Source organism: Corallococcus sp. AB045 (genome assembly GCF_003668895.1).
Classification (GTDB): domain Bacteria; phylum Myxococcota; class Myxococcia; order Myxococcales; family Myxococcaceae; genus Corallococcus; species Corallococcus coralloides.
Window position 1 is genome coordinate 1 of sequence record NZ_RAWN01000199.1, and the last position, 16,605, is coordinate 16,605.

The window sequence follows — 16,605 nt, forward strand, 5'->3', positions numbered from 1 at the left end:
GCGCATGTCTCGTGGGCTCGGAGATGTGTATAAGAGACAGGGTGGAGTCCGTGTCCTCGACGTTGGACCTGCGGGCGCGTCTGGAAGGGCGCCTGCAGCGGGGAGGCTTCCGCCAGGGCTCCTTCGGTCCGGACTACGAGCTGGCGCGCTTCCAGGTGGCGGGACCGTCCGCCCTGCCACAAGCGGATGCCCCCTTCCCGGACGGGGCCTCGGCCCACGGCGAGGTGATTCTCAGCTGGGACGCGGCGGGCCTGGGCGCGCTGGGGAAGCGCCACTTCCGCCTGACGGTGGGGGCGGAGTTCTTCAACTGGGGCCGCGTGGACGTGGATGGGCGCCTGGAGGCACAGGTGTTCCATCGGAACCTCACCGTGGCGGCAGGCGGCGTGGCGATGGGAATGGGTCAGCCTGGAGCCCGCTACCTCGCGTCGAGCGAGGCGCGGTGGCGCATCCTGAATGGGGCGCTGTACGCAGTGGGGCAGGGCGGCACGTTGCTGTTTCGCACGCCAGAGGGGACGCTGCGGCCGGGCGCGTTCGCGGCCGTGGGGCTGGGGGTGGACCATGTGCGCTGAGCGGCGGCTGCATGGCGGACCCTGCCTCATGCTGTTGGTGGCCCTCCTCGCTTCGGGCTGCGCGTCGGTCCCCGCGAAGTCGCGCCATGCAACGACCCTGGCTTTCAGTCCCTTGTCCGCGGTCGCCCAGGCGGCGAACAGCACGGCGGCGGGTGTATACCCGCATGAGGAGCCCGGTTCCCCGACTGGGGAGTACGTGGTGGCGCCCCTGGGCTTTCGACGCGGCCCCTTGACGGAAGCCGCCGAAAGGCCGGGGGCGCGCGGCTCGGGTGAGGTGAGCGGTATCGCGTTCGCCTGCGGTGGCAAGGCCGTGCCTTCCGGTTGGCCTCACCTGGACTCCATCCAGGAAGTGCTGGCGCCCTTCCTGGTGTGTGCGTCTCCAGCCGAGTTCGTGGCCATGCAGCGCGGAGTGGACATGGCCTCGCTGGTGGAGTCGCTGGAGGCCTGGGACGCCGTCCGGCTGGGCGCCCTGGGGCCTCTCGATGCGCGGGCATCGGAGATCCTCGGCCGTAAGCGCGCTGCGTTCCTCGTCGCCGCCACCGAGAAGCATGGCGTGCCGTACGCAGAGGTCCTCGCCCTCTTCATCCTCCACTCGGCGTTCGATGATGAGTTACGCGAGGTGGTGCGGCTGCTGGCGCGCGACAAGCAGTTGGGGGAGACGCTGGGGAGCATGGCCGCCGTCCGCGAGGAGCTGAAGCGGAGGGGGCTGGCGCTGGAGGGCTTCCCGGAACGAGGAGAGCAGGCCCCAGATGTGCTGCGCGGGCTGGGGCGAGCGGGCCGGGACATGCTCTCCAGCTCTTCCGTGAGTGGTGAGGCCCGGTACACGGACCTGATGGCGATGCGGGGGCAGATGCCATCGCCCTATCAAGTCGCCCTCGACGAAGTGCAGAAGGCCTTGATGGCGCGGCACTACTCGGCCGGAAGCGTCTCGGCTGGGGCCTTCGATCACCTGACGTTTGGCGTGCCGCTGGGCTTCTACCACCTGGTGGCGGGGACGGGGCACGGGGCGTACTCGCTGGCGCAGGGCAAGTACGAGCAGGCCAGCCGGGAGCTCGCACCGGCAGCACTGGCGGTGGCGCTGTACGCAGGAGGCAAGGGCGCCAGGGCCCTTGTGGAGGCTCGCGGAGGGTTGAGGCGGCTCCAGATGCCCGCGCTGGACTTCGAGCGAATGAAGGCGCTGCTCGATCGCCTGGAGGCGCAACTGGGCGTCAACGCCGCTCGCGATCTGCTGCGATACATCCAGGCGAGCCGAGAGGGCGCGCGGGTCGCCGCCGAGTGGGGCGAGGCGGGGCTGCTGGCGCTGCACGAGGCGCGCGGCAATCCGGCGAAGGCGCACGTGGTGTTGGCGGAGGCCCGTCGCGATTCCGCCCGCGCTGCGGAAACGAAGGGCGTGGCCGGGAAGAGTGCCCGCGGCTCCGCATTGCTGGCGCAGGACGCAGGAGCGTCCGCTCTGGAGGCGGCGAAGGCCAAGCTGCTCCAGGCCGAACTGGAGGCCTCGGGCCCACGCCTTCCCAAGGACGTGGAGGTGCTGAAGGGACTGGCGCCCGAACTGGATGCACCTCCGGTGGGAGTCGAGAGGGGCGCGGGCCTCTGGCGCGACTACGTCTCCTACCGAGAGCGGCGGCTCCAGGAGATTCAGAGCGGTGCGGACGTCAAGGGTCCCCTGAAATGGGCGGGCTACCAGGAGATGTTCGCCCACTACGCGCGGGGCCTGGCCTTCGAGAAAGCCATGGTTGCCCTCCTGGAGGAGGATGCGGCCCTTCCACGGGCGCAGCGTCGATGGCTCGGGGGCTTCGACCGACCTCGCATCGAGACGCACGTGGGAGTGATGAAGTCGGACCTGCGCTTCGCGGACGTCCTCGTCATCGAGGAACAGCCTGCTCCCGGCTCTTCTCTTCGCGTGGAGACCTTCAGCTTCAAGAGCCGAGACCTTTCGCAGTCAATAGCTGACGCGCTCAGGGCTCAAATGGTCGAGGACGCGAGCACAGCCTTGAGGTACTACGGCGAGATGCTGAACATCCGACGCCCTGGCATGCAGATGAATGTGCGGGTTCAGAAGGTTCGCTTGATCTATGAGGGTGGAAGACTGAAACCCAGGAACGCACTGGACCTGAATCAGGCTTTGCGTGCCACACGGCGTGCGGTTCAGGAAGTGGAGATCGTGTTTCAATGAGGCATCTGAACCCGTGGGAGTCAAAATCGGCGGACCATCTCGTGCTGTCCTTTGAAGGGACTTTTGACAGCGCGGCTCCAGTTGAGGATGAGCTGGGACCGTTCTTCGAAAGCCTGGAGGAATATGCGGGCGAGTGGATGCCCGATGTTGTGAGCGGGAAGCGTGTCCGCAGGTACTCCAGGGATTCCGTCTGGAAGGCCCTCAGGGAAAGGCGCGTGGAGAGGGTTACGTTCCTCGGACTTTGTCGAACGCAAGAACCTGCGTTGGACATGTCATTGAGCCTTTCTCTCCCTCCGCTCTCACCTGAGCTTTCTGCCTTGATTCACATTGATTCACTCCCGTTGTTTGCTGGGAGGGCGCCGTGCGAGCGACTTATGGAGATGTTTCGCGCGTGGGCGTTGCGCTACCCGCCTTCACACGCGTTTGCTCACAGCTCCGCCGATAACCAACTGTCAGGTTCTCCCAGCTTTGGCCGGGACGATGAGACTGTTTGGAGGGATGGATTCGATAAGGTCTATGAACTTTCCTGGCTCAATGTCTTCGGCTCCAGGCTGGTGGAGACGGTAGGCCGCGAGCGGGTACTCACGACTCCCGCGCACCTCGTGGAGGAGCTCCCCAATGGCTCCGTCCTCTTGGTGCTGCGGCCCACCCCCGCCGACTTCGCCAGTGAAGAGTCGCGCGTCGCCCAGGCCCGTGCCCATGTGCACCTGCGGCCGGAGCTCGACTTCGACACGGTGCTGCGGACCCTGCGCGAGCGCAGTGCCGCGCTCGCTCTGGTGGAACCGCGATTCCACCCCGACCTGGCGCCGCTCCTCTCCCGGCTGCCGTACGAATTCGCCCAAAGCGAGCGGCAACAGAAGATTGCTGAGCTCAACGCCTTCCAGCCGCCCGAGCCGGAGGAGTGGCTCCCATCCGCACTCCCATCGGACGTCGAGAATCCGGAGCGTGTCCTCAGCGACTACGACGACCTGTCCGAAGGACTCGTGGCGGTGCTGCACACCAAGGTGCCCAGCATCTTCGAGGAGACGCCTGAGTCGCTCACCGACCTCGACTTCTACTTCTGGAAGGAGCGCTTCCCGACGCGGTACCTGCGAGACCTCATCGACAGTCACACCGCGCCGGCCCTGGGGGCCTACTTGGGCCGTACGCTGGTACGTCGGCTGGGCGGGACATGGGTGCCACGGCAAAAGCTGGAGGAGTCGCAAGTGCGCGTCGGCAAGCGCGTCTGGCTTCCCTTCCTCCGTGCCCGCCGGTACATGCAGTCTTGCGAGGCGCTGCTGGACTATTCGCTCACGCAGTTCTTCCGGGAGGCGGAACGGCACCGGGACTGACTTGAAGCCGGGCGGGAATGAAGCGCGGGCCGCGGTCGTGAAGTAGGCTTCGCGCCCGCCATGCAGCTCGCCATCCCCCATGCCCCCCGCAGCGTCAAACTCGCCCAGGTGCCTGGGGCGGTGGCGCGGTTGGTGCGCGGGGTGGTGCTGGGCCTGGTGATCATCACCGTGCTGGGGCTGGGTGCCAGCTACGCCGGCCGCTACTTCGTCGAAGAGCAGCGCTTCACGTCCAGCGCGGAGCTGGTGGACGCGGTGGTGGGCGCGAGCCACGCGCCCCCTCCAAGCCAGCACGAAGACGCGGAGGGCACGCTGGACGTCCTCTACACGTTCGCGGGCGAGGATCACTCCGTGTCGGGCGTGCGCACCGCCGCGGACCACGCGGCGGGCCTGGGCCACGGCGCCCGGGTGCAGCTGCTGGTGGATCCGTCACAGCCGGGACGGCCTCGCGAGGCGACTCATGCTCGGGCCCGGGCGGCCCGGGTGGGCTTGCTGCCGTGGGGCCTGGGCCTGGGGGCGCTGGTGGCCCTGGGCGGCTTCGCGTGGGAGGTGCGGCGGCTGTGGCGCCGGGAGGTCGTGCCCCTGCGCCTGGGCGCGCTGGTGTGGCTCACCCCGGACGACGGCTACCTGCCGGAAGGGAAGGGCGAGGCCGTGTTCCCCGCGCACTTCTTCCGCCAGGACGTGAAACACGCCGTGCGGGCTCGCTGCCGACCCCAGCGGGCCCCGGTGCGCAATGGCGGCAAGGTGCTGGCCGCCGTGGTGCCTTCCGAGCCTGGGTGGTGCCGCGTCATCGACGAGGAGCTGGCGCGGACGCTGGGCTGGGTGCGCTGACGGACGGACAGGTGGGGTTGAAAAGTTGCTGGCCCCCGGTGGCCGTGTGACACACGCCTGTAGCTGCAACGTCCGGAGGCTTCCATGCGCGTACGCTTCTCCCACTTCGTGCTGCCCATGCTGCTCCTCACGGCCCCGAGCGCCGTCGGAGCCGGCAAGCGCAACGAGGCGGAGGAGGCGTATCAGCAGGCCCGCCGCGCCTACTACGCGCTGAAGGACGACGCGTCCCGCCGCAAGCTGCGCCACCACTGGCTCAACGTGGTGCACCGCTTCGAGGCCGTGGCCACGCGCTTCCCCAAGAGCGAGCGCGCCCCCGATGCCCTCTTCACCGCGGGCGACCTGCTCCAGGAGCTGAGCCGCATCTCCTTCGTGGACGAGGACCTGCAGTCGGCCATCTCGGACTACTCGAAGCTGGTGGAGGCGCACCCGAAGCACCGGCTCGCGGATGACGCGGCGCTGGCGCTGGCGCGCATCCACGTCAACCGCCTGGACAAGCCGGATGCGGCCCGGAAGATCCTCAACGAATCGCTGGCCACCAACCCCAAGGGCGACCAGGCCAAGGAGCTGAAGTCGCTGCTGGCCTCGCTGCCTCCGCCCAGCAAGACGCCGCCCGCGAAGCCCACGGTGAAGCCGCTGCCCCCGGTGGTGAAGTCCACGCCGGACACCGCCGTCGCCGCCGCGAACCCCAGCTCGCCGCTGGTGGACGCGATCTCCAAGCTCGCTCGCGAGCCGTCGCCGGTGCTGCCGCGCCTGGATCCGAACGTCCCGGCCTCGGGCTCCGAGACCTCCTCGAAGGGCTCCGCGGCGAACATCGTGGACGCGCCCACCGTCGCCGACGCGAAGGCTCCGGAGGCGGTGGCGTCCTCGCACGGGACGTCGCAGCCCTCGAAGCCGGAGGCCCGCGTGGAGGTTCCGGCCGTGGCGTCGAAGGCGCCGGCTCCGGTGGTGGACACCGCCCCGGTGGTGTCGAAGCCTGCCGCTCCGGAGGCCGTGGCCTCCTCGAAGACGACTCGCACCGTGCCGGTGTCTCCCGCTCCGGAGCCTCCGCGCCCGGTGACGGCGCCGGTGGATGCGCAGGTGGCGCAGGCGCGGCTCAAGGCCGTGGCGAAGCAGTCGCGCCACGCGGAGCTGACACTCGCGGAGCAGCTGGGGCTGAAGGTGCGTCGCGTGGTCATCGACGCGGGCCACGGCGGCCATGACTCCGGCGCCATCGGCAAGGCGGGGACGAAGGAGAAGGACGTGGCGCTGGCCATCTCCAAGAAGGTCGCGGACGGCCTGCGGGAGAAGGGCCTGGAGGTCGTGCTCACCCGCGACGACGACACCTTCATCCGCCTGGAGGACCGCGCGAAGCTGGCCAACGAGGCGCACGGCGACCTGTTCATCTCGGTGCACTGCAACTCGGCGGCGACGCACAAGCTGCGCGGCATCGAGACGTACACGCTCAACACGTCCGCGGACCGCTACTCCATCCGCCTGGCCGCTCGCGAGAACGCTTCCTCCGAGAAGGGCATCAGCGACCTCCAGTTCATCCTGGCGGACCTGGCCACCAAGGCGAACACGGAGGAGTCGAGCCGGCTGGCGAACGCCGTGCAGCACAACCTGGTGACGGGCCTGTCTGGCCAGTACGACGGCATCAAGGACCTGGGCCACAAGGAGGCGCTGTTCTACGTGCTCCTGGGCGCGAAGATGCCCGCCATCCTGGTGGAGACGTCCTTTCTGTCTCACTCGGAGGAGGAGAAGCGCCTGGCGTCCGAGCGCTACCAGGACGAGGTGGCGAAGAACATCGTGCTGGGAGTGGAAGAGTTCCTCGGTGATCGCCGCCGCATGGCCAAGGTAGACTGACGCGTTCATCGTCGTCAGTCCCCATGGCCGAGCAGTCCCCTCCGTCCAGCCCCAAGCCCGCGCAGGATCCCCACGCGCCCCCGTTCCAGACGGAGGCGGACCTGCGCGCGTGGCTGCGGGCGGAGGGCCTGGAGCACCTGTCGCGCCTGAGCCTGGCGCTGCTCACGCCTCGCGTGGAGGCCGCTTACCTGCCGCAGGTGCGCGCGGTGATCTCCCGCCGCAGGCTGGTGGAGGTGCTGGCCCAGGACACGCTCGACCGCTGGACGGCGGAGATGCTGCCCACGCCGCGCATGCGGGACCTGCTGCCGAAGCTCGCCTGGCGCTACGTGGAGGACGAGCGGCAGGGCGCCATCGAGGCTCGGGCCTCCGTCGCGGAGCGGCTCGTGCCCCCGGCCGACAAGCGCACGCACACGGTTCACGGGATGCTGCTTGCGTGGCGCGCTCGGGTGCCTTCGAGCATCGCGCCGCGTCCGGAGCGCGCGCTGTCGCTGGAGGCGCTGGTGGAGGAGCCGGACCTGCCGGGCTTCCGCCTCAAGGAGACGCGCATCTCCGAGCTGCCCGTGTCCCCGCCGGGCTCGGGCTTCATCCTCGCGGAGGCGCGGCTGACGTTCAGTCCGTCCGGCGTGACGGTGGACTGTTCGTGCGGCGCCACGTTCTGCGTGCACCAGCTGGCGGCGGTGGACACGGCGCTCCTGTGGCTGCGGCAGCGCTGGACGGAGGACTTCGGCGAGACGCTGGAGGAGCTGGTGCGGCCCGCGTGGGCCCGCACGCTGCGCGCGCTGGAGCGGGCGGTGGAGGAGAGCCCGGGCGGCGGCGGGGGCGTGGAGATCTCCTGGCGGCTGGACGTCATCGAAGGGTACGGAGTGGAGGTCGCGCCCTACGTGCACCGGCGCACGAAGAAGGGCCAGCGCACGACGGGGGCGAAGGTCGGCCGGCGCAAGCTGTTGCAGGAGTACGGCTCGCAGCTCAGCCCCTCGGACTCGCGCATCACCGCGCTGCTCTCCGACAGCACGGCCCCCGCGTCTCGCGCGCTCCTGTTCGAGCTGATTGATCATCCGCGCCTGTCGCTGGAGGGCACGCAGGACATCCCCGTGCGCATCGAGCGCGAGAAGGTGGGCCTGGTCGCCGAGGACCGGGGCGGCACCGTGCTGGTGAACGCGGGCGTGGACGGCACCGTGCTGCCCGCGCCGCTGCTGGAGCGCGTGCGCAAGGCGAAGCCCGAGGACGCGGTGTTCCTCTGGGACGAAGGCGCGCACGTGCTCACGGTGCTGGACGTGAGCCCGGAGGTGCGCGCCATGGCCACGGTGCTCCAGCGGCACGGCAACGCGTTTCCTCCGGAGAGCCACGGGCCGCTGCTGGAGCACCTGTCGAAGCTCTCCGTACGCCTGCCGGTGGCCATGCCCCGCAGCGTGATGGGGGAATCCATCGCGCCGCGGCAGCTCCCGGTGCTCCGGCTGGAAGGACAGCCCGGGGGTGCGGTGAGGCTGGAGCTGCGGCTGCGCGCGCTGCCGGACGGCCCCGCGTACCTGCCCGGCGAGGGGCCTCGCGACGTGCACGTGCGGCGCGACACGCGGTCCTTCCACGCGGTGCGTGACTTCGGGCGCGAGCTGACGGCGGGCGCGGCGCTCCAGGCCCGGCTGCCCTTGCAGACGGCGGAGCCGCAGGAGCTGCCGTTCTGCTTCCTCTTCCATAGCGCGCAGGGCGGGCTGGCGGTGCTGGCCGCGTGCGCGGAGATGGAGCCCCGGCCGGAGCTGGAGTGGGTGGGCGCGTCCATGCGGCTCGTGCCCAAGCGGGGCGCGGGGGACCTGAAGGTCGTCCTGGAGCGCAAGCGCGAGTGGTTCGGCGTGCTGGGCGGCCTGGCCGTGGAGGGCGAGCGGGTGGAGTTGGCGCGGCTCCTGGACGCGGCCCGGCGCAAGGAGCGCTTCGTCCAGGTGGACGCGCGCACGTGGGTGGAGATCGAAGCGGCGCTGCGCGAGCAGTTGGAGAAGCTGGCGGATCACGCGTACCTGTCGAAGCACGGGCTGGAGGTGGGCCCGTCCGCGGCGGAGGCCCTGGCGGGGCTGGGCACCGCGGGCGCGCTCATCGACGCGGATGCGTCCTGGACGTCGCTGGTCGAGCGCATCTTCGCGGCGAAGGAGCTGAAGCCCCGGGTGCCCGCGGCGCTCAAGACGGAGCTGCGCGACTACCAGCTCGAAGGCTTCCGCTGGCTCACGCGGCTGGCGTCGTGGAACGCGGGTGGGGTGCTCGCGGACGACATGGGCCTGGGCAAGACGGTGCAGGCCCTGGCCGTGCTGCTGGAGCGCGCGAAGCAGGGGCCCGCGCTGGTGCTGGCCCCCACGTCGGTGGCCTTCAACTGGCGGGACGAAGCCAAGCGCTTCGCGCCGTCGCTGAAGGTGACGATCTTCTCCGACGCGGAGGACCGGGGCGGCACGCTGGAGCGGCTGGGGCCTCGTGACGTGCTGGTGCTCAGCTACGGCCTGCTCGTGCGCGACATCGAGCGGCTGGCCGCGCTGCGCTTCTCCACCATCGTCTTCGACGAGGCCCAGCAACTGAAGAACGCGGCCACGCAGCGCTTCCGGGCGGCGCGAGCGCTCCAGAGCGACTTCAAGTTCGCGCTGTCCGGCACGCCGCTGGAGAACCACCTGGGCGAGCTGTGGGCCCTCTTCGCCGTCGTCTTCCCGGGGCTCTTGGGCAGCCTGGAGGCGTTCCGCAACCGCTTCGCCGCGCCGATTGAAAAGCAGGTGGACCCGACGGCCGCGCCCGCGCTGGCCCGGGTGCTCCAGCCCTTCCTCCTGCGCCGCACCAAGGGCCAGGTGGAGGCGCAGCTGCCGCCACGCACGGACGTGCACGTGCCCGTCGTCCTGTCCCCGCCGGAGTGGACGCTCTACGAGGACGCGCGCCTGGCGGCCCTGTCCGATCTGGAGACGCGCAAGGCGAAGATGAAGGACCAGGAGCGGCGCATCGAGGTGCTGGCGGCGCTGACGCGGCTGCGGCTGCTCGCGTCACACCCGCGCCTGTACGACGAGGCGTCCAAGCTGGAGTCCTCCAAGCTGGAGCGCTTCCTGGAGCTCATCCAGGAGCTGCGAGAGGAGGGCCACCGTGCACTGGTGTTCAGCCAGTTCACGTCCCACCTGGCGCTGGTCCGCGAGGTGCTGGACGCCCAGGGCATCGCCTACGAGTACCTGGACGGCTCGACCCCCGCCAGCGCCCGGGCGGACCGCGTGCGTGCCTTCCAGGAGGGCGACGCACCCCTGTTCCTGATTTCACTCAAGGCGGGCGGCTTCGGCCTCAACCTGACGGCCGCCACCAGCGTCATCCACCTGGACCCCTGGTGGAACCCCGCCGTGGAGGATCAGGCCTCCGATCGCGCCCACCGCATCGGCCAGCAGCGCCCCGTCACGGTCTACCGGCTGGTGGCGCGTGGGACGATCGAGGAGCAGATGCTTTCGCTCCATGAGCAGAAGCGGGCCCTGGTGGCCGGCGTGCTGGAGGGCAAGGACGCCGCGGCCCGCCTGTCCACCCAGGAGCTGCTCGGGTTGCTCGCGCAGCGGCTGCCGGGCATCGGCGGGCTCGATTCCGACGCCACGAAGCACTGAACAGTCTTTCCGTGGTTTTTCTCGGACCCAGTCGTACGCCTGAACGGGCACTGAACAGACTTTTAGCCATTTTCAGTGCGCCCTGGCCTGAACGGTCGAGCAGTCCTGGGGTTCTGATCGGCCATGCCTACATGAAACAGTGATCAGGTGGGAGGGATGCGCCGTTTGTCGGCGGACAATCCCCGCTGGGGCCTACATTCACCTGCCCGATCAGGATCGCCATGCCCACATGATCATGCCTTCAGTGGGTCGCGACCCACCCGATGAAACATGTATCAATTGAATACATGTTTCATTTCTGCTGTGTCTGTCATTTTGTGCAATCAATTGCATTTAATGTCTGTGTTTTGTTCATGAGTCAGCGGGAAGAAGTGGCCGATCGGGCCGTTCCCGTGGCCCACGGCGAGCGGGTAGCGCAGGGCGGAGGTGACGTACTCCTTCGCCAGCCGCACGGCCTCCAGCGGAGGCGCTCCCAGCGCGAGCCTCGCGGCGATCGCGGCGGACAGCGTGCAGCCGGTGCCGTGCGTGTTCGGCGTGTCCACGGGCGCCACGGACAGCGTCTCCATGCGCGTCCCGTCGAACCACACGTCCGTGCCGCGCAGCGCGCCCGGCATGCCGCCGCCCTTCACCAGCACCACTCGGGAGCCCAGGGCGTGGATGCGCCGGGCTGCCTCGCGCATGTCCTCCAGCGTCTGGATGTCCATGCCCGCGAGCAGCTTCGCTTCATGGCGGTTGGGCGTGAGGATGGCCGCCAGGGGCAGCATGCGCGCGCGCAGCGCCTCCACCGCTTCATTGTCGATGAGCTGCGAGCCCGCGCGGGACACCATCACGGGGTCCACCACGATGGGGCCCAGCGACACGCGGGCCAGTTGATCCGCCACGGCCTCGATGAGCGGGCGCTGGGCCAGCATGCCCACCTTGACCGCGTCCACGCGCATGTCCGACGCGACGGCGTCCACCTGCGCAGTGACGGACTCGGGCGGGAGCAGGTCCACGCGCGTGACGCCTCGCGTGTTCTGCGCGGTGATGGCCGTCACGGCGCTGGTGCCGTGCACGCGGTGGAAGGAGAAGGTGCGGAGGTCGGCCTGGATGCCCGCGCCACCGCCGCTGTCCGAGCCGGCGATGGTGAGGGCGGTTGCGACAGGGAAGGGCTTCATGGGCGCGGCATCCTAGCCGCGCCCCGGCGCCTGGGGCCCTGGAACTAGAACGAGTTCTGCCGGGCCTGGTCGAAGTCCACGCGGTGCTTCAGGTACAGCGTGTCCAGCATGTGGTTGCTGAGGGGGTTCAAGTTGCCATCGGTGAAGCGGTGCACCACCGCGCCCTTGCCCGCGTCCTTCAGGAAGGCCAGCGGATCCACGTCGCCGCCCAGGCCGGTGAGCGTGGGCACGGGGTCCGCGTTGTTGACGTAGTGCACGTACTGCGGGCCGTCCGGGTACTTCGTGGACGCGGCGCCGAAGGTCTCCACCTGCAGGTGGCTCAGCTTCGCCTCCACCTGCGCCGGGGACAGCCCGTCCTCCACGCGCAGCCGCTTCGCCACGTCGTTCAGCGCGCGCGCCGTGATGAGGCCGCCCTGGCTGTAGCCCACGAGGTGCACGTCGCGGCCGGCCTTCAGCTCCGAGTAGAGCGTGTCCGCCAGCGTGTCCACGGCGGGGTTCTTGCCCTTGTCCAGCTTGTCCGTCACGCACTGGCCCAGGTCCTTCACCAGGCCTTCGGTCGCGTTGTGGATGCCCACCACCTTCGCGCCGGAGCTGTCCGCCAGCGCCTGCATCTCGTTCACCTGACCCGCCGTCGGCGTCATGATGCCGTTGACGTAGAGGATGGTCTTGTCCGGGTTCGGGTTGTTCTTCGGCGTGATGCCCGGCACGTCGCCCAGCTTCGTCGTCGCCGGGAGCACCTTGCCGCCCGCGCCCACGAACATGCCGTCCTGCGCGCGGTCCGGCTTCGCGCCACCAAAGAGGCTGGTGATCTCCTTCACCGTGGTGGCGTTGAAGACGTTCGCGCCCATCTCCACGAAGCGGGGGATGTCCTTGATGCCGCCCACCGCCGCGTCGATGAGGCCGCCCAACAGACTGTTCTTCTGCGCCGGCGACTGCTCGAACGAGGACTTCTGGAACGCGGGCTGATGCGCCACCGGCTTCTTCGCGAGCGGCTCCGCGGCCGTCTTCGAAGTGGAGGACGGCACGGCGAGGGAACGGGTGCGGTCGATCGTGCTCATGAGAACCTCCAACCACCGGGGGCAGTGGGTCTGGGGAGGTTATCCGCAGCTGACCCGCGAAGTTGCGTCCCCCCGCGTCATGGCTCTCAGCGCTTCACGACGTGGCGGAGTACGCCGCTGAAGGGCCTCCGGTCCACGCGCTGTGCCTGCCGGGGCGCCAGTCCGTGCCCCGCGTCCGCGCGCTCCTCCAGCACCTGGTGGAGGAGACACGCGCCGTCACGGCGTGGTGAGCGCTTCCTTCGCGGCAGGCAGCGAGCGCGCGGGCTCGGCTTCGGGCGCGGGCACTTCCACCGACGCCTCGTTGACCTCCTTGTAGAACCGGCGGCCGAAGATGACGCCCAGCACCAGCGACACCACCATGCCCACGGCGGACACGGCGGTCATCACCGTGCGGCCCTGCGCCAGTCCGCTGCCGAACTGCGCGGTGAGGAAGGTGCCCGGGATGGTGCCCAGCACCACGCCCAGCACGGAGGGCCAGAAGCGCGCGCCGCTCGCCGCTCCGGCGATCAGCATGATGTCCGTGGGGCACAACGGGTTGAGGCACGCCAGGAACGTGAACTGGAAGTCGTGCCGCCGCGCCGCCTTGGCGATGGCCGGGTACTTGCTGCCGCACAGCCGCTGCATGGGCCGCGTGCCCAGCTTGCGAGCAACGAAGTAGAGCAGGGTGGCGGACAGGAAGCTGCCTGTTAGTGAATAGAGGGTCGCGGCGAGGGTTCCGAACATCATCCCGCCCACCGCGGTGAGCACCTGACCGGGCAGCAGCGTCAGGGGCCGCACGGCCAGGAAGGCCACGTAGGCCAGGGGTGCGTAGTCGCCCAGGGGCAGCAGCAGCTCCCGGATGGTGCGCTGGTCGATGAAGTCCGGCCCCAACAGCCGGAGCATCACCAGACCGCCAATGGAGACGACCATGGGCGCGAGGATTCGCAACCAGGTCTTCAGTCCGTTCCTGACACTCGCCAAAGAAACCTCCCCTACCGCCCGCGGACACATGTGTCAGGCGTTGCGCACAAGGTGGGATCCAAGCAGGGAATCGGCAACGTGGGCTGAAGTGTTGTGAACAAAGAGAGCGTCCTGCCGGGCAATCACCCGTCCCGACCGGATGCCCAGCAGGCCTGACAAGCGCGCGAAATCCTTGGGGATTATGCATGCAATGTCAGGAGAGAACGGCTGGCGGTGTACGGAGCTTGCTTGCATCGGGGCGCTTCCGTCCCAAGGTTTCAGGCAAGGGACACCAAGGCGCGGACGGGGTTGGGCAGTCACGAGAGGAGACACGGACATGTCGGACAAGGACAACAAGGGCAGCATGACGGTGGCTGAGGCCGGGCGTAAGGGCGGCGAGACGGTCCGCAACGAGCGCGGTCGCGAGTTCTACGAGACCATCGGCCGCAAGGGCGGAGCGACGGTGAAGGCCGAGCGCGGACGCTCCTTCTACGAGGAGATCGGCCGCAAGGGCGGCGAGACCGTGAAGGCCGAGCGCGGCGCGAAGTTCTACGAGGAGATCGGCAAGAAGGGCGGCGACCGCGTCAAGGCCACCCGCGGCCCGAACTTCTATGAGGAGATCGGCCGCAAGGGCGGGCAGAAGGTCAAGAAGCTGATTGAAGAGGGCAAGCGCGCCGCCCGCGCCGCCATGGAGGGCCAGGCCGGGAACGCCCCCGCGTCCGAGGGCACCTCCGCTCCGGCGAAGCCGCCGGAAGAGCCCGCGCAGCCGGGCGGCAACGAGTAACGGGGGACAGGAAGCGCGGTCTTCCGGTATGACGGCCGCGTGTACCTGCTCATCACGTTCCTCGAACAAGTGGAGACGACCGAGCGGGCGATCCGCCGGCTCCGGGAGTTTGGCATCCCGGAACCGCTGGTCATCCGGGCGCGCAGCGCCGCCGCGGCCCTGTCCGCGGAGGTCCCGGTGTTCGCCGGGCTGCGCAGCCTCGCGCTGGGCGCGGACGAGGACCGCATCGTCCTGGTGAGCGTGCTGCCCGCCCTCCCGCAGGAGGAGCTGGACCGCATCATCCAGCGCGTGCAGTTGGAGATGGACGCGGACGACCCGCCCATGGGTCGGCTGGTGGCCCTGCCTGTCCTGGCGGCGCCCACGCATCGGCGTGGATGACGCGCGGGGGCGCACGGGTGTAAGCACGTTGCGTGCAAGCGCTGCTCGTCTTCCTCATCGTCGCGGCGTTGTCGCTGCTCGCGTCCAGCCGGTCGCTCCTGGCTCCGGGCCGCTTCCCGGCGCTGGCGCAGCTGGCGGCCAGCGGCCTGTTGTTCCTCATCTTCGGGGCCCTGCTGGGCCCGTCCCTCCTGGGCGTGCTCACCGCGCGCAACCTGGAATCGCTGAGCCCGCTGGTGGCGATGGGGCTGGGGACGGGGGGCGTGCTGCTGGGGCTCAACCTGGAGCCGCGCCTGCTGCGGCTGTTGCCCCGGCCCGTGTACGCGGCGGCGCTCGCGCACGCGGGCACGGCGTTCCTCTTCGTCGCGCTGCCCCTGTCCGTCCCGCTGCTGTTGTCCATGGGCTTGAGGCCCATGGTGGCGGTGGGCGCGGCGGCGCTCCTGGGCGCCGCGGCGAGCCTGTCCTCCGGCCACTTCGCGGTGCTGGGCTACCGCAACGGACGGATGGAGCGCGCGCGGGGCCTGGGCGTGGCGCTGCTCACGATGATGGACGACGCGGTGGGCCTGTGCGTGCTCGCGCTGGGCCTGGTGCTGGGCGTCACCGGCAACGCGGCGGAAGGGCTGGGCCTTCTGAGCCTGACGCTGCTGCTGGGCGTGGCGTGCGGGGCGCTGCTGGCGTTCCTCACGTATTCGCTGGAGGATCTGGCGGAGCAGACCACCGTGACGCTGGGCATGGTGGCGCTGGTGGGCGGCGCGGCGGCGTACCTGCGGCTGTCGTCGCTGCTGGCGGGGGTGGCCTGCGGCGCGACGCTGGCGCTGATGGGCGGGCGCACGGCGGAGCGGGTGGCGCGGGCGCTTTCGCGTGTGGAGCGGCCCACGTACCTGGTGCTGGTGTTCCTGGTGGGCAGCCACATCCACGCGCGCGACGTGTCCGCCTGGGCGCTGCTGCCCGCGTTCGTGGGGCTGCGCTTCCTGGGCAAGGTGCTGGGGGGACGGTTCGCGCAGCGGCTCACGGCGGGCGTGTTGGATCTGCCGCCGCGCTTCGGCTACGCGCTCATCTCCCAGGGCGGCCTGGCGCTGTGCCTGGTGGCCGAGTACGTGCTGCTGGTGCCCGGCTCGCTGTCGCAGCGGGTGCTGGACGTGGTGGCGGTGGGCGCGGTCGTCAACGAGATGCTCGCGCACGGGGCCTTCCGGCACGTGCTGTCCGCTGAGCCCAGGGCCACGTCCTCGCGGGACACGCCCTCCGCCGGTGACGCGGGGGTGGCGGCGTGAAGGGGTCCATCTTCCGGTTGCTGCTGCTCATGGGGCTGCTGGCGGCCATCACCCAGGCGCAGGTGGTGCGCGCGGACGCGGGCACGCCGGTGCTGTTGGCGGCGGGCGCGCTGCTGTTGTGCGGCCTGTTCGCGGGCAAGGTGGCCAAGGGCATGGGCCTGCCACGCCTCACCGGCTACCTGCTGGTGGGCGTGGCGGTGGGGCCGTACGCGCTGGGCTTCATCCCCAACGCGGGCGTGAAGGGGCTGGAGCTGGTGAAGGGGCTGGCGGTGAGCCTCATCGCGCTCGTCGCGGGCACGGAGCTGCACCTGGGGCTCATCCGCCGGGTGGGCGCGCGCGTGGCGCTGCTCTGCGCGGCGGTGTGCGGGGTGACGTTCGCGGTGTGCTTCGGCGCCACGTTCGCGCTCAAGCCCCTGCTGCCGTTCCTGGCCCCCATGACGGTGCCGCAAGCTCTGGCGGTGAGCGCGCTCCTGTCCACGGTGGTGGTGTCGTTCTCCCCCACGGTGACCATCGCCATCGTGCAGGAGACGTCCGCGCGCGGCCCCTTCACGGAGTTCCTGATGGCGCTGGTCATCATCGGGGACCTGTTCGTGATGGTGGCCTTCGGCCTGGCGGCGGGCATCACCCGCGCGACGTTCGGCAATGGGTTGGACGTGACCGCGCTGGTGGGCGGGGTGGGGTG

At 69.9% G+C, this 16,605-nt stretch carries 11 protein-coding genes and 1 pseudogene; 9 read left to right on the plus strand and 3 right to left on the minus strand.

Annotation, left to right across the window (positions count from 1 at the left end):
- The first annotated feature begins 558 nt into the window (after positions 1-558).
- The 5 genes from D7Y21_RS33285 to D7Y21_RS33305 all read left to right on the plus strand — a co-directional run bounded on the left by D7Y21_RS33285 (position 559) and on the right by D7Y21_RS33305 (position 10,339).
- Positions 559-2,742: a hypothetical protein gene (locus D7Y21_RS33285; protein WP_121717823.1), complete on the plus strand. Its 2,184-nt coding sequence runs from the start codon at positions 559-561 to the stop codon at positions 2,740-2,742.
- Positions 2,739-4,073 (plus strand): hypothetical protein, encoded by a 1,335-nt coding sequence (locus tag D7Y21_RS33290; RefSeq protein ID WP_121717824.1) that lies wholly within the window; start codon positions 2,739-2,741, stop codon positions 4,071-4,073. Before D7Y21_RS33285 ends, D7Y21_RS33290 begins: the two co-directional genes overlap by 4 nt.
- Positions 4,074-4,133: 60 nt before the next feature.
- Positions 4,134-4,901 carry a DUF3592 domain-containing protein gene (locus D7Y21_RS33295; RefSeq protein WP_120563162.1) on the plus strand — a complete coding sequence of 256 codons (768 nt, stop codon included), beginning with the start codon at positions 4,134-4,136 and terminating at the stop codon, positions 4,899-4,901.
- A gap of 84 nt (positions 4,902-4,985) precedes the next feature.
- A complete protein-coding gene (locus D7Y21_RS33300) occupies positions 4,986-6,743 on the plus strand; it encodes an N-acetylmuramoyl-L-alanine amidase (protein ID WP_121717825.1) in 1,758 nt (585 codons plus the stop codon).
- Positions 6,744-6,766: 23 nt separating this feature from the next.
- Entirely contained in the window at positions 6,767-10,339 is a 3,573-nt protein-coding gene (locus D7Y21_RS33305; RefSeq protein ID WP_120563164.1) for a DEAD/DEAH box helicase, read from the plus strand.
- 323 nt (positions 10,340-10,662) lie between these two features.
- Here the strand turns inward: D7Y21_RS33305 and thiD are convergent, their stop codons facing one another.
- The 3 genes from thiD to D7Y21_RS33325 form a co-directional block, all read right to left on the minus strand.
- A complete protein-coding gene (gene thiD / locus D7Y21_RS33310) occupies positions 10,663-11,496 on the minus strand; it encodes a bifunctional hydroxymethylpyrimidine kinase/phosphomethylpyrimidine kinase (protein ID WP_121717826.1) in 834 nt (277 codons plus the stop codon).
- Positions 11,497-11,540: 44 nt separating this feature from the next.
- Positions 11,541-12,554: a hypothetical protein gene (locus tag D7Y21_RS33315; RefSeq protein WP_120563166.1), complete on the minus strand. Its 1,014-nt coding sequence runs from the start codon at positions 12,552-12,554 to the stop codon at positions 11,541-11,543.
- 216 nt (positions 12,555-12,770) lie between these two features.
- On the minus strand, positions 12,771-13,463 hold the full coding sequence (locus D7Y21_RS33325; RefSeq protein ID WP_233591546.1) for a TVP38/TMEM64 family protein: 693 nt from the start codon (positions 13,461-13,463) through the stop codon (positions 12,771-12,773).
- 367 nt (positions 13,464-13,830) lie between these two features.
- Here D7Y21_RS33325 and D7Y21_RS33330 point away from each other — a divergent pair, with 367 nt between their 5' ends.
- The 4 genes and pseudogenes from D7Y21_RS33330 to D7Y21_RS33345 all read left to right on the plus strand — a co-directional run.
- Positions 13,831-14,277, plus strand: a complete 447-nt coding sequence (locus D7Y21_RS33330) for a general stress protein (RefSeq protein WP_120563168.1) — start codon at positions 13,831-13,833, stop codon at positions 14,275-14,277.
- A gap of 39 nt (positions 14,278-14,316) precedes the next feature.
- On the plus strand, positions 14,317-14,655 hold the full coding sequence (locus tag D7Y21_RS33335; protein ID WP_120563169.1) for a hypothetical protein: 339 nt from the start codon (positions 14,317-14,319) through the stop codon (positions 14,653-14,655).
- Positions 14,656-14,687: 32 nt separating this feature from the next.
- Positions 14,688-15,923, plus strand: coding sequence for a sodium:proton exchanger (locus D7Y21_RS33340; protein WP_120563170.1), 1,236 nt, complete (start codon positions 14,688-14,690; stop codon positions 15,921-15,923).
- Positions 15,920-16,605, plus strand: a pseudogene (locus D7Y21_RS33345) (transporter); the annotation flags it as partial. The gene D7Y21_RS33340 and the pseudogene D7Y21_RS33345, both read left to right, overlap by 4 nt.

What these genes read in the sequence shown, in the direction of transcription:
- D7Y21_RS33295 (WP_120563162.1), top strand. Translation starts at nt 4,134, where the DNA reads ATGCAGCTCGCCATCCCCCATGCCCCCCGCAGCGTCAAACTCGCCCAG.
- thiD (WP_121717826.1), bottom strand. Translation starts at nt 11,496, where the DNA reads ATGAAGCCCTTCCCTGTCGCAACCGCCCTCACCATCGCCGGCTCGGAC.
- D7Y21_RS33325 (WP_233591546.1), bottom strand. Translation starts at nt 13,463, where the DNA reads ATGGTCGTCTCCATTGGCGGTCTGGTGATGCTCCGGCTGTTGGGGCCG.
- D7Y21_RS33330 (WP_120563168.1), top strand. Translation starts at nt 13,831, where the DNA reads ATGTCGGACAAGGACAACAAGGGCAGCATGACGGTGGCTGAGGCCGGG.
- D7Y21_RS33315 (WP_120563166.1), bottom strand. Translation starts at nt 12,554, where the DNA reads ATGAGCACGATCGACCGCACCCGTTCCCTCGCCGTGCCGTCCTCCACT.
- D7Y21_RS33300 (WP_121717825.1), top strand. Translation starts at nt 4,986, where the DNA reads ATGCGCGTACGCTTCTCCCACTTCGTGCTGCCCATGCTGCTCCTCACG.
- D7Y21_RS33305 (WP_120563164.1), top strand. Translation starts at nt 6,767, where the DNA reads ATGGCCGAGCAGTCCCCTCCGTCCAGCCCCAAGCCCGCGCAGGATCCC.
- D7Y21_RS33285 (WP_121717823.1), top strand. Translation starts at nt 559, where the DNA reads ATGTGCGCTGAGCGGCGGCTGCATGGCGGACCCTGCCTCATGCTGTTG.
- D7Y21_RS33290 (WP_121717824.1), top strand. Translation starts at nt 2,739, where the DNA reads ATGAGGCATCTGAACCCGTGGGAGTCAAAATCGGCGGACCATCTCGTG.